The 13416-nt window shown below is 44.7% G+C and carries 13 protein-coding genes; 1 reads left to right on the top strand and 12 read right to left on the bottom strand.

Going from position 1 to position 13416, the window contains the following annotated elements; genetic code table 11:
• Positions 1-14: 14 nt before the first annotated feature.
• From OJ16_RS04990 to cysB, 3 genes are all read right to left on the bottom strand, one after another.
• Positions 15-980 carry an ABC transporter substrate-binding protein gene (locus tag OJ16_RS04990; protein ID WP_040988028.1) on the bottom strand — a complete coding sequence of 322 codons (966 nt, stop codon included), beginning with the start codon at positions 978-980 and terminating at the stop codon, positions 15-17.
• 394 nt (positions 981-1374) lie between these two features.
• Positions 1375-2568 carry a methyltransferase gene (locus OJ16_RS04985; protein WP_040988026.1) on the bottom strand — a complete coding sequence of 398 codons (1194 nt, stop codon included), beginning with the start codon at positions 2566-2568 and terminating at the stop codon, positions 1375-1377.
• A gap of 68 nt (positions 2569-2636) precedes the next feature.
• Positions 2637-3611, bottom strand: coding sequence for an HTH-type transcriptional regulator CysB (cysB, locus tag OJ16_RS04980; RefSeq protein ID WP_040988025.1), 975 nt, complete (start codon positions 3609-3611; stop codon positions 2637-2639).
• 349 nt (positions 3612-3960) lie between these two features.
• Between cysB and OJ16_RS04975 the strand changes: the two genes are divergently transcribed.
• On the top strand, positions 3961-4725 hold the full coding sequence (locus OJ16_RS04975; RefSeq protein WP_040988023.1) for a hypothetical protein: 765 nt from the start codon (positions 3961-3963) through the stop codon (positions 4723-4725).
• Between the two features lie 301 nt (positions 4726-5026).
• Here the strand turns inward: OJ16_RS04975 and pyrF are convergent, their stop codons facing one another.
• The 9 genes from pyrF to OJ16_RS04930 form a co-directional block, all read right to left on the bottom strand.
• Entirely contained in the window at positions 5027-5722 is a 696-nt protein-coding gene (gene pyrF / locus OJ16_RS04970) for an orotidine-5'-phosphate decarboxylase (protein WP_040988021.1), read from the bottom strand.
• Between the two features lie 86 nt (positions 5723-5808).
• On the bottom strand, positions 5809-6978 hold the full coding sequence (gene lapB / locus OJ16_RS04965; protein WP_040988019.1) for a lipopolysaccharide assembly protein LapB: 1170 nt from the start codon (positions 6976-6978) through the stop codon (positions 5809-5811).
• Between the two features lie 25 nt (positions 6979-7003).
• Positions 7004-7282 (bottom strand): lipopolysaccharide assembly protein LapA domain-containing protein, encoded by a 279-nt coding sequence (locus OJ16_RS04960; protein ID WP_040988017.1) that lies wholly within the window; start codon positions 7280-7282, stop codon positions 7004-7006.
• 133 nt (positions 7283-7415) lie between these two features.
• On the bottom strand, positions 7416-7694 hold the full coding sequence (ihfB, locus tag OJ16_RS04955; RefSeq protein WP_040988015.1) for an integration host factor subunit beta: 279 nt from the start codon (positions 7692-7694) through the stop codon (positions 7416-7418).
• A 202-nt stretch (positions 7695-7896) separates the two neighbouring features.
• Positions 7897-9567 (bottom strand): 30S ribosomal protein S1, encoded by a 1671-nt coding sequence (gene rpsA, locus OJ16_RS04950; protein ID WP_040988013.1) that lies wholly within the window; start codon positions 9565-9567, stop codon positions 7897-7899.
• A 108-nt stretch (positions 9568-9675) separates the two neighbouring features.
• On the bottom strand, positions 9676-10356 hold the full coding sequence (gene cmk / locus OJ16_RS04945; RefSeq protein WP_040988011.1) for a (d)CMP kinase: 681 nt from the start codon (positions 10354-10356) through the stop codon (positions 9676-9678).
• A gap of 208 nt (positions 10357-10564) precedes the next feature.
• Complete coding sequence (locus OJ16_RS04940; RefSeq protein WP_040988009.1) at positions 10565-10867, bottom strand: ComEA family DNA-binding protein; 303 nt, start codon at positions 10865-10867, stop codon at positions 10565-10567.
• 138 nt (positions 10868-11005) lie between these two features.
• Complete coding sequence (gene ppiD / locus OJ16_RS04935; protein WP_040988007.1) at positions 11006-12865, bottom strand: peptidylprolyl isomerase; 1860 nt, start codon at positions 12863-12865, stop codon at positions 11006-11008.
• A 170-nt stretch (positions 12866-13035) separates the two neighbouring features.
• Positions 13036-13329 carry an HU family DNA-binding protein gene (locus OJ16_RS04930; protein ID WP_268871251.1) on the bottom strand — a complete coding sequence of 98 codons (294 nt, stop codon included), beginning with the start codon at positions 13327-13329 and terminating at the stop codon, positions 13036-13038.
• Positions 13330-13416 lie beyond the last annotated feature (87 nt).

The following is a 13416-nucleotide window of genomic DNA, read 5'->3' as shown; positions in this document are numbered from 1 at the left end:
ATCATGCCAATGCTTTACTTAACGCTCGTCGCGCGCTCTAAAACAGACGTTGGAATTTCAATACCCAGCGCTTTCGCGACCTTAGTATTCACGACTAAATCGGAGCCCTCTGCCACTTTCACATCCAGAGTGCCAGGGGCTTTGCCTTCGAGAATGTCCGCCACATAGGCCGCCGTTTGCACGCCCACTTGATAGTAATCAAAACCAAGCCCAGCGATCGCACCTTTCTCAACATAAGACGTCGCACCGCCTAACACGGGGGTTTTTGATTGATTTGCCGCGACAATCATGCCCTCAAAAGCACTCGCCACGGTATTGTCTGTTGCGGCATAAATGACATCCGATTTGGCTGCAATCACTTGTGTTGCCGATTGCACATCTGCACTTTTCAGAGCCGTTGCTTCAATAATTTCAATACCGTGCTGTTTAGCGCTGTCTTTTAATAGATTCACCAGGGCCACCGCATTCGCTTCCCCAGGGTTGTAAACCACACCGATCGTTTTAACGTCAGGTAGAATTTCTTTAATCAGTTCAACGTGCTGAGCAACTGGGGATAAATCAGATAAGCCCGTTACGTTTTTTCCTGGCTGCTCTAGCTGATTCACCAATTTGGCGCCGACAGGATCCGTTACTGCGGTAAACACCACAGGAATATCGCGCGTTGCTGCGACCAACGCTTGGGCGGTGGGTGTCGCAATACCGACGAGGACATCGGGTCTTTCCCCGACAAATTGACGGGCAATCTGCACCGCAATCGCGGGATTGCCTTGCGCGGTTTTATAATCAAACTCAAGATTTTTGCCTTGCTCATAACCGCGCGCTTTGAGGCCATCAATTAAACCTTCACGAGTGGCATCGAGGGCTGGATGTTCTACGATTTGTGATACGGCGACCGTGGCGGTTTTTGCCATGATACTGTGAGAAGAGAGTAATGCTGCGCTCGCGAGAACGATACTTGCGATGACTTTGCCTGCTTTCATCTTAACTCCTTGATTTAAGCATTGGTTGGATGTTGTATACCCAAACAACTTGGAGATGCAGGTAGGCGACAAAGGAACAAAGCCTCTGAGCATAGATGTACTATGTGATGAGGTTTGTGAGTGCCAATCAACACCGCTGCAACTTCAAGTAGGACGGGTATATGCGCCAATAACCTCGGCGACTCATTGTTGTCAATTCTGCACGCTTCTTGTGCAGGTAGTTAATTATTACCAATTAGCGAAACAAATTGGAAGAAAATTTAACATTTAACAAACAAAAAAAGAAGGCTAGATATGACTATCCAACCTTCTTCTATATTCAAACAACATCTTGTGGCGCGTCGATTTCAAGCGATCTCGACCGCTAGACATTAGGGTAATCACTCAAATAGCGTTACTTTCGCTTAGCTTGAATCAGTAAATTTCGTGGCGTCACTTCACGACAGCAAAACTCGCTCACTGTCACCTCATAGCCGCTTTGCTGCAAATAGAGTGCTTTATCCAGTACCAGCCACAACTCAAGACTGCGCTTAAAAAGCTGTTGCACTAAACTTAATTTCTCCATTCTCCAATAGCGCGCGGTTCCTTGTCGCAGATATTCGTCAAAATCACACGATGGTAAAACAAATCCTTTTTGCTCTGCCGCCCAGTAGCAAAAAGCGGTGAAACCATCAGACAACTGCGATTTTTTCACACTGGGAACAGGAAGATAATCATCAAATTGGAGCTCTTTTCTCAATAGGAGATCCAGCCCTAAGCGGTAGCTCATTTCCAATAAGCGATGACGCTTAACACGCTCGCCTCCGGTGACGAGTTCTTGCAATGGAATGCGCAACTCCGAACGACTCAGAGTCAAGCTTGAACGCTGGCCTTGAGAAGAAAGCGCTCGATAGCCTGCCCCTGATGTCAAATGATAGCAGCAAGGTGAAAGCGTCATTGCCGGCAAGTTATGATTAACGCCTTTTTCAATGAGAGAAACATGCAAATCACCACAAGCATGTAAGGCAACTGCATGTTGGTGCGAATTAAACACTTGGTTTACGTCCTCGCTCAACGCATCGCCCTGAATAAATGTCATTGGTAATTGCTGTTTATCCGCTTCCAACTGACCAGATTGGCAGAGCGGCGCTTGATATTCCAAGCTAGTAACCTTTTGATGACTTTGGCTAGCCAAAATCCGCCCTAAAAAGCCCTTACCAGAACACCATTCTAGCCACTCTTCACCATGATGGTTTTGCAATGCGGCTTCTCCCATCGCGGTAATTTGGGACAGTTTCCGCCCCGGCACACCACTATCGACGCCCCGTGCGAGTTCCAAGCCGTTTAGCGTCAACGTTGGTAAAGATAACTGTGACTGAATAGAGCTTATTTGAGGCAGATAGCAGGCGACGGCCTGAACCAATTTATCTTGGTCTTGTTTGAAACTGTCAACCTGACTATTGGTCAGTTCAGCAAGCCACTGACATAACAATGGATGACTTTGCTGCCAAGGTAATTCTGTATTTTGAGAAACAAAGAATGGCTCAAAGCGCCAATAATCTTGATGCTCTAGGAGGTAGGTATCGATGGAGTTGAATAGAGTGTGCATGCTTCCCTCTAATGAGCCACGTTGCGAGGCGCTAAGTTTAGAGGGAAGTGAAACGATTTTGTAGTGAATTAACGCACTGGCAATTCAATGTCTTTAAACATTTCTTCGATTTCAGCGTTCGATTTAAGTGATAACGCTTGTTCGACAACCGGACGGGTTAAATGTGGAGCAAAGCGCACCATAAAATCAAACATGTAAGAGCGTAAGAACGTACCACGACGGAAACCAATACTGGTGGTACTGGCACTGAATATATGACTGGCATCAATCGCGACCAAATCATGGTCTTGATCTTTATCGATCGCCATACTCGCAATCACACCAACCCCCATTCCCATGCGAACATACGTCTTGATAACGTCAGCATCTGTGGCCGTAAAGACAACTTTTGGTGTTAAACCGACTTTGTTGAACGCGGTATCCAGTTCCGAGCGGCCAGTAAAACCAAATACATAGGTCACTAACGGATAAGAAGCTAGGTCTTCAATCGTGAGCTTTGCCTTCTGTGCTAGAGCGTGATCTTTGGGGACGACAATGGAACGATTCCAGTGATAACAAGGCAACATAATCGCATCTTGATAGAGATGCAGCGCTTCGGTCGCTATCGCAAAGTTTGCCGTTCCCTTGGCAATCGCTTCTGACATTTGACTCGGCGTACCTTGATGCATATGCAATGACACTTTCGGATAGCGTGCCGTGAATCCCTTGATCACATCGGGCAATGCATAGCGTGCTTGCGTATGCGTGGTGGAAATGTTCAACGTGCCCATTTCTGGATGGGTATGCTCACCCGCGACGGCTTTGATGCTCTCCACTCGCGCCAATATTTCTTGAGAAATACGAATAATGTCTTCGCCGGCGGTGGTCACTTGCGTTAAATGCTTGCCGCTACGCTCAAAAATTTGGATACCCAGTTCATCTTCAAGTAATCGAACTTGTTTACTGATCCCAGGCTGGGACGTAAAAAGACTCTCTGCGGTGGCGGACACATTTAAGTTATGGTTGACGACCTCAACAATATACTTCAATTGCTGTAATTTCATTCTTGACCTCGTAATCCCTTATCGACGTTCAGGTAAATATAACAAAGTCGTCACTGAAATCATCTTTAATGAGGACTTGGTTATATTAATTATAAGATTTAGTTATAACGTCTCTATAACTAAATTGGTAGTAAAATTGATGGATTCGTCCCCACACCTCGACGTTGGCGATTTTATCAGCATGATTTTGCAATCGAAAGCTCAGTTTATCGCCTGAAAATCGCTTTTCCATATTAATCAATCTAGCAAGCAGTAATAATGAGGCCGTGTCGGAATATTTGGTGCCTTAGGCTTACACAATCGTGTATGCTTAGCGGCTAGCCATCATAAACTTAAGATAACGGAATTTATGAATATTGGTTTAATCATTGCCTTAGTCGCAATCTTGTTGGTGCTTGTCGTCGGTTACAACATCATCCTCCAATACAATGCAAAAATCGCTACGGCGAAAAAACAAGAAAGTGCGCGCTATATCGCCATTATCGACACGACTGAAGAACTCATTGGTCACGCTCATCACCTGCCCTTTAGCAAAGAGCTCCTGCTTTGTTTAAACCATCGCATTCTCGATGCAGTGCAAAACATGTGCGAATTAGACCCAAAGAACAAACAACTTGAGCAAAGAGTTCAACACGTTAAGCAGCAAATTGATAATGTACAAGCCAATTTTCAAAGCGGCGAAAGTACGACCTTCAAAGTACCAAGCACAGACAAACAAGCCATTGTTATGCTCAAGCTGGTAAAGCGTTTACGCGATACCGTTCGTAATGAACACAACAAAGGTCGTTTTGGTACAGAAGCGTATGTCATTGAAAACGCACGCCTAGAAAGCATTCAAGTACGCATTAATATTGAAAACGTCGTAAAACGTTCAAATGATGCGATTAATCGCGACCAACCTGGTACGGCAATCCAGCTACTACGAAAAGGCTTGGACGTTCTTGCGACCAAAAATGATCCTTACTCAGTGCAAGCTCGTGAAAAACTGCAAGCCATGCACGATGAGATCATCAAACGCCGACAAAGCCAAAATGCGACTGAAATGCAGCAAATGGCCGATAGAGAGCGCGAAGAAGATATGGACATTTTGTTTGGCGAAAAGAAAAAGTGGTAAGCATACTGCTTTAATTTTGATTAAAGGTCGCATTAGCGGCCTTTTTTATTGTCTGCTCATCGCCGGGCAACAAGCGAGCACTTACTTGCATCCTGCCGCGTTGATCAACGTTGACACAAAAAAACCAGCCAACGGCTGGTTTTGATATAGGTCATCACGTTATATACCCTTCCGACGTGAAGTTGCGTGGGGTGTTGACTGGCACTGCTCAAACCTCATCACATAGCGCATCTATGTTCAGAGACTTTGTCCGCAGTTCGCCTACCTGCATCTTCACGTTGTTTGGGTATTCGCTATTTTGTTACGCTAATGTCGCGTTAATCGCAGCCAGTACTGACGCTGGATCTGCCGCTTGCGTGATAGGACGGCCAATAACCAAGTAATCTGAGCCCGCTTGCATCGCTTCAACCGGTGTCATAATACGGCGTTGATCGCCTTGGTCTGAACCAGCAGGACGAATACCCGGAGTGATCAGTTTAAACTCTTGGCCTAACGCAGATTTAAGCATTGATGACTCATGCGCAGAACACACAACACCATCCAAACCTGCATTTTGAGTAAGACTCGCAAGACGAATCACTTGATCTTTCGGTGCCATATCCAAACCAATACCAGCCAGATCACTTTGCTCCATACTGGTCAACACGGTCACACCAATCAATAGTGGGCGATCGTTGCCATACGGCTCAAGAATCTCTCGAGAGGCTGCCATCATACGTTCACCACCACTCGCGTGAACGTTGACCATCCAAACACCCATTTCAGCGGCAGCACGAACAGCCTTTGAACATGTGTTTGGAATGTCATGAAATTTCAAATCAAGGAACACAGAAAAACCACGTTTATGCAGTTCTTTGACGAAATCAGGACCAAACAGCGTAAACATTTCTTTGCCTACTTTAAGACGGCATGACGCAGGGTCAATACGATCTACAAATGCAAATGCGTCCGCTTGGTTGTCATAATCCAGTGCTACGATGACTTTTTGGTCGATCATTTCATCTCCTAATTAACTTCTTTATTATCATTAAAATTTTTTTATTTAAAAAAATGCAGCTAATAAATTAGCTGCATTTAAATCGTTTATTCGCCATCCAACCCACGGATTGGCTTAATCGTGCCCCAACCTTTACAGGACGGACAATGCCAATACATAGAGTGCGTTGAAAATCCGCACTTGCGGCAACGAAAATGTGGTTTTACTTTAAGTTGTTCGCCCACCAATTTTTGCAACGTCGCCAAACTCTCTTTCGCTCGGCCCTCTTCTGCATTCATCAAGTGGTAATCCATCAAGCGGAAGAAACCCTTCATGGTTGGGTTTTTCACTAATTGACGAGTTAACAGCTCCTGAGCCGCAACAGAACCATCGTGCTGAGCCACTAACTGCGCTAGCATCAATTCAGCAGAAACACCCGCTTTGCTCGTGATACAGTGACGCAAAAATTCAAGCAGCTCATCTTCCTGACCTAAATGGTGATAACAGTCAGCCAGCGTTGGCAAGACTTCACTGATAAAGTCGATATCTTGCTCAATCACCATCGTCATATACTTGATGGTATGAAGATAATCTTCACTTTCTAGATACAACTTGCCTAAAGAGATACTGGCACGAACACACTTAGGGTCTTCGCTCAACGCGCGCTTAAAGTAAGAAATGGCGTTTTGACGCTCCCCTTCTCCTTGCGCTTGCATCGCCATCTCACAATAGAAATGTGCAATGCTATTTCGCATACGCTTACGACCTAACTTAACCAGTAACTGCGCATAATGCGTTGCTTTCGGCCATTCACGAGTCTGCTGATAAATCGCGACTAACTGTTGCAGTGCGGCTTCGCGGTGATCGGGTTCATCGACAAGTTGTTCGAAAATCTTTTCCGCGCGATCAAGAAAACCTGACGCCATGTAGTCTTTTGCGAGCTGTTGAAGGGCAATATTTTTTTGGTCTATCGTTAAACCAGAACGCGAGATGAGGTTTTGGTGAATACGGATGGCCCGATCAACCTCGCCGCGAGAACGAAATAGATTACCCAATGCTAAGTGGGTGTCGATGGTATCACTATCAACTTGAAGTAGTTCGATGAAGTGATCGACAGCCTTATCAGATTGATCTGACAGCAGCAGGTTAAGGCCCATCACGTACTGACGGGATATTTGATTCGAGTGTTTCTGCTTATCTTGCTGGGCACTACGATTACCCATATACCAGCCATATGCAGCGGCCAGTGGCAATAACAAGAAGAGTATTTCTAGCATTGAGGAAAAAGTCTACCTATCTCGATTATGCTTTACTTTCTTCAACCTCAGAAGAGGCCGGAGTGAGCTTTTTAATTTGTTTGTTCAGTTTACGTATCTGTAACTGTGATTTCAGATGTAGGCTGCCAAAAATGATCCATGCGACCACAAAACCAGAGACAAAAACAACACCAAGCAAAGTGGATAAGTGAAATTCGCCTTGAGCCAACAAGTAATTAAAGTCGACAACTGCTTGATTTTGCGCACCTAATGCTAACGCTACCAAAAATAAAACCAATACGATAACGATTTTTATAATTTTCATAGTCCATTATCCATCTGAAAATCTAATGCTAAGATTATGCAGTAAAAGCGTCAAACACTCCATGGTTATCTTAGTATGAAAGAAAAAAGGCGGAGTGCCAGAAGCAAACCGCCTTTTATTTATTCAAATTGAATTAACCGTTAACACGCTCACGCAACTCTTTACCCGGTTTAAAGTGAGGAACGTATTTACCTTCCAACTCAACCTTGTCACCTGTTTTAGGGTTGCGACCAGTGCGAGGCTCACGATAGTGGAGAGAGAAACTACCAAAACCGCGGATCTCAATGCGATCGCCTTCCTCAAGTGTTGATGCCATATGTTCAAGAATGTCTTTTACTGCATCTTCGACTTCTTTTGCTGAAAGATGTGTTTGCTCAGCGCAAAGTCTTTCAATCAATTCAGACTTAGTCATAATTTCCCTCGTAGAGTAATTTATCACTTATTATAGTAACTAATACCAATTCCAACAAACACTTGCTAGTAATTCTAAACAAAATTTAACCAATATGCGCAAATGTAATTCAGCATGTTAACTTCTCATTGCTGAAATTGGTTTTAGACCACAAAAATAAAAAAGGAGCCTTGCGGCTCCTTTTTACTATAGGGGAATAAAATTATTCGCCTTTAGCTGCTTTGAAAGCGTCTGCCATTGCGTTGCCGAATGCAGCGTCATCTTGCTTGTTGATAGATGCCATTGCTTCTTGCTCATCAGCTTCATCTTTAGCTTTGATAGATAGGTTGATTACGCGGTTTTTACGGTCAACACCAGTAAATTTCGCTTCAACGCTGTCACCAACGCTTAGGATTAGAGATGCGTCTTCTACGCGGTCACGAGCGATTTCAGAAACGCGGATGTAACCTTCTACGCCTTCTTCAAGCTCGATAGTTGCGCCTTTAGCATCAACTGCAGTTACAGTACCGTTAACTAGAACGCCTTTCTTCTTCTCTGCAGCGTAAGCATTGAATGGGTCATTTTCCATTTGCTTAACGCCTAGAGAGATGCGCTCACGCTCTGCGTCTACTGCTAGAACAACTGCAGAGATCTCGTCGCCTTTCTTGTACTCACGTACAGCTTCTTCGCCAGCAACATTCCAAGAAATGTCAGATAGGTGAACTAGACCGTCGATGCCGCCGTCTAGACCGATGAAGATACCAAAGTCAGTGATAGACTTGATCTTACCAGTTACTTTATCGCCTTTAGCTTGCGCTTCAGCGAATGACTGCCAAGGGTTAGCTTTACACTGTTTTAGACCTAGAGAGATACGACGACGTTCTTCGTCGATCTCAAGAACCATAACCTCAACTTCGTCGCCAACATTAACAACTTTAGATGGGTGGATGTTCTTGTTAGTCCAATCCATTTCAGAAACGTGAACTAGACCTTCAACGCCTTCTTCGATTTCTACGAAGCAGCCGTAATCAGTTAGGTTAGTAACACGACCAGAAAGTTTGTGACCTTCTGGGTAACGCTTAGCGATTGCTACCCATGGATCTTCGCCAAGTTGCTTAAGACCTAGTGATACGCGAGTACGCTCACGATCGAACTTAAGAACTTTAACTAGGATTTCGTCACCTACGTTAACGATTTCTGATGGGTGCTTAACGCGTTTCCATGCCATATCAGTGATATGTAGAAGACCGTCAACACCACCTAGATCAACGAAAGCACCGTAGTCAGTTAGGTTCTTAACGATACCTTTAACTTCTGCGCCTTCTTGTAGGTTTTCAAGTAGCTCATCACGTTCAACGCTGTTTTCAGATTCGATAACTGCGCGACGAGAAACAACTACGTTGTTACGCTTCTGGTCAAGCTTGATAACTTTGAACTCTAGCTCTTTGTTTTCAAGGTGAGCAGTGTCACGGATTGGACGTACGTCAACAAGTGAACCTGGAAGGAAAGCACGGATACCGTTTAGTTCAACAGTGAAACCGCCTTTAACTTTACCGTTGATGATACCAACAACAGTTTCAGCTTCTTCGTAAGCTTTCTCAAGAACGATCCAAGCTTCGTGACGTTTCGCTTTCTCACGAGAAAGTTGAGTTTCACCGAAACCATCTTCAACAGCGTCTAGAGCTACGTCTACTTCGTCGCCAACAGCAACTTCAAGTTCGCCAGCAGCGTTCTTGAACTGTTCAGCTGGGATAGCAGATTCAGACTTAAGACCAGCGTCAACAAGAACGAAACCGTTTTTGATAGCTACTACAGTACCTTTAACGATGCTGCCTTGTTGGAATTCAGTTTCGTTCAGAAACTCTTCAAAGAGTTGAGCAAAAGATTCAGTCATTTATTTAATCTTCAATAAATTAAACGTCCACGGGTGTCCTACCACATGGGGTTATTAAATTCGCCGGCCATCATCCTTGCAGCCAACGCTCTGAGCTGACCCCGCGAATTACGCAGTCAGTTTAGATTCGATATATTGTAGTGCTTTTTCGACCACTTCGTCGATATTCATTGTTGTAGAATCAAGCACTAGCGCATCCTCAGCTGGGCGCAATGGCGCCACAGGGCGATTACGATCTCGGTCGTCTCGCTCTTGGATCTCGCTTAAAAGGTCAGCAAAGTTAACATCTAACCCTTTATCTTGCAACTGTTTAAGGCGTCGCTGGGCACGCTCTTGTGCGCTTGCATCAAGGAAAATTTTCACTTCAGCTTGCGGAAAGACGACGGTTCCCATGTCACGACCGTCCGCCACCAAACCTTTGCCATCGGCAAAAGCACGTTGACGACGCAGTAAAGCTTCACGTACTCGTGGTAACGCTGCAACTTTAGATGCTGCCATACCGGTTTGCTCTTTGCGAAGTTCACCCGAGACGTCTTCGCCTTCAAGGATGACTTTCACTAACTCACCTTCGGCAACAAACTGCACATCAAGATGAGTCGCTAGTGCAACAAGTGCATCTTCAGCATCAAGCTCAACACCATGATGGATAGCGGCTAACGCAAGTACGCGATAGATAGCGCCAGAATCCAACAAGTGGAAACCCATTTTATTTGCGAGTTGCATACAAAGAGTGCCTTTACCCGCACCACTTGGTCCATCAACGGTAATAACCGGCGTATGAGAGGACATGAATTACTCCAAGTTGGTTTTGCCACCGCAATAATGCCATGGCCTTTCGGCGGGAAATTATAGTGCTATTTGTCGCTAGGTTCTAGGGAAGATTTCGCTAATTGACTAGGGATTTTCAGTAGAAATGAAAACCCAAGAAATATTGGTTATCTCTTGGGCATTTTTGTTCAGCTAAGCCAGTAGAAGGAACTTAGACGCGGGCCAAGCGTTAGAGTTGAATGCGTGTGGCATTTTTGGCCACCGTCGCTTCACCGATTCCTTTTACTTTTGCTAAGTCATCGATGTGTTTGAACGGGCCTTGCTCTTCCCGATACTGCACAATCGCTTCCGCTTTCTTTAGACCAATCCCTTTCAGTAAATCTGCGATTTCTTGCGCCGATGCTTGATTCACGTTAACAACAATTTCGATGCCATCGTATTTAGGGTCGCCCATCGTTTCCTCAGCAAAAGCCGCACTTATAGGCAGGCAAAGCGTCAGTACGATAGAGAGAAAGAGTGCTTTGATATTCATTAGGATTCCTTATTCACAGAATGATGGAATGGCTACCATATTCCGTTATATAACGAATTGTTAATATCAATCGCTAGAAACAAAATGGGCAGCCGAGGCTGCCCATTTTGATAACAATATCATTTACATTGCGGCGACTTATTGGGCCACATCAAAGTACTCGATATCGGTTGTTTTACGTAGAATGCTGATCAAGCCAGAAAGGTCTTGTTGCGCATTCATTTGGATCATTTGCTCTGCAATTTGGTCGTTGTATTGAGTTGTGAACATATCGGATACCGATAACAATTCAACGACAGCAACATCACCGTTAAACACTTTCGCTTGAGCGTATTCAACCTTGCCATCAACCGGTTTTGTCATTGCAAAAACAACATCTGCAAGATGAGAACCACGGTCAACATTTTCAACGTCACCAAATGCAAGGCCATTTTCAGCCAATACCGCTTGATTCCCTGCTTTCAGCTCAGCAACGATGGTTTCCGCTAACTCGATTGCGTTCTGCTCGCCTTTGACCTTCGACAGTTGCGCGACAACTTGTTCACGAACGTCTTCAAGTGGCAATACCGTCTCATCACGCGCATCTTCAACACGAACAACGATAACGTGCTCAGGAGCCACTTCGATCACTTCAGAGTTCAAACCGTCATCTTTCACTTCAGGGCTAAGAATCGCTTGAATCACCGCTTGTGATTTTAGCAATTCAGGCGCATCAACTTGAGAGATGAAATCGGTCGTTTGAATCGTCGCATTAATTGCGTTTGCAGCATCGTCTAGCGAGTCTGGGTATTCAAACGCGACTTTTTCCAATTCACTTTGTAGCTCGTAGTACTGGTCTACCGCTTGTTGATCGCGCATTTCTTGCTTGATCGTTGCGACAACATCAGCAAATGGTTTCGCGACTGCATCCTTAAGCGCATCTAGCTTAATGATATGGTAGCCAAAATCAGATTTAACTAAACCCGTTACGTCACCTGGATTTTTCAAAGCGAAAGCCGCTTCTTCAAACATAGGATCCATCGTACCACGCTCGATAAGACCGAGTGAGCCACCCACGTCTGAACTGCCGAGATCGTCAGACTTCTCTTCTGCTAGCGTCGCAAAATCAGCACCCGCATTCAGCTCATCTAAAATAGCTTGAGCTTTTGCTTGGTCATCACCTTGCACCAAGATATGACTTACTTCACGTTGCTCTTCTGAAGAAAACTTATCTAAATTCGCTTGGTAGTAGGCTTGTGCTTGCGCATCATCAATCGTGATGCCTTGCTTTAGTGCTTCAGCAGAAAGCTCGATATAAGCGACTTTAACTTGCTCAGGACGCGTGTAACGATCAGGGTTCTGCGTGTAGTACTCAGAAATCTCGTCTTCGCTTAGTTCTACTTTTTGAGCAAAATCAGCTAAAGCCAAAGTAATCGTTTTTACTTCGCGTGTTTGCATGATCAATTTGCTTTGCGCATTCACTTCACCAGGCAGTGAAAAATCGCTTGCTTGAGTCGCAGAAACTAATTGATTACGAACAAGTTGACGACGCAGGTATTGAGCAAAGCTTTCAGGGCTAAAACCAGCACGACGCAGTCCTGCCTGGTAAACTTCTGAATCGAATTTTCCGTCTACCTGGAATTGTGGCATTGCCAGCATCAATTCACGTACTTGTGCATCACCAACACGCAGACCCAGTGTTTGAGCATGCTGCTCTAACAACGCATCATCAACCATGCGGTCAAGCACTGATTTGCGGAAAGACTCAACGTAGTTTTGGTCAGCCAGTAAATTAGAGAAATAATCACCAAGCTGAGCTTGCATACGATTACGTTCGTTTTGGTAAGCCTGTTCGAAGTCACCACGACTGATTTCGACATTTCCTACTTGAGCGGCCACGTTGTTGGTACCACCAACGATGTAGCTACCTACTCCCGCAAATACGAAAGATAGGATAATCAGGCTTAGGATAATTTTAACCGCGATGCTATTCACGCCTTCGCGTAATCGATCCATCATACTATTGTTACTCTCCGCGTATGATCCGTTATCGTCTCTGCATGAGACAACACGGCTTCTATTAAAAATAATTTCGTTAGTGCGATGATATCAGAAAAAGAAATGCGCATCAGTAGGATGCGCATAATTTAAAACGGTTTTAACAAACTAATGACGCTTAGCTTGCTTGATTAGTTGCAAGAGTCTTTTAGTGCTTTACCCGCTTTGAACGCAGGTACTTTCGCTTCAGCAATTTGAATCTCTTCGCCAGTTTTAGGGTTACGACCTGTGCGAGCTGCACGCGTACGTACGCTGAAAGTACCAAAGCCGACTAGAGCTACTTGGTCGCCAGATTGTAGAGTACCGCTTACCGCCTCGATGAATGCGTCTAGTGCACGGCCAGCTGCTGCTTTAGATAGGTCTGAGTTTTCAGCGATTTTTTCTACTAATTGAGTTTTGTTCACGGTATTTCCCCTTTGCGCCATCTGTTATTATTTTTTAAGACGGCTATTCGTTCCGTTTAATTTCAAAATTCAGCTCTACCCCTTATCTAGCAAGGGTTCAAGCTACAG

It is taken from the genome of Vibrio renipiscarius (genome assembly GCF_000827885.1).
GTDB classification, from domain to species: domain Bacteria; phylum Pseudomonadota; class Gammaproteobacteria; order Enterobacterales; family Vibrionaceae; genus Vibrio; species Vibrio renipiscarius.
The sequence above is the reverse complement of the archived record's forward strand: the minus strand, read 5'-3'. Positions and strand labels throughout refer to the sequence as shown.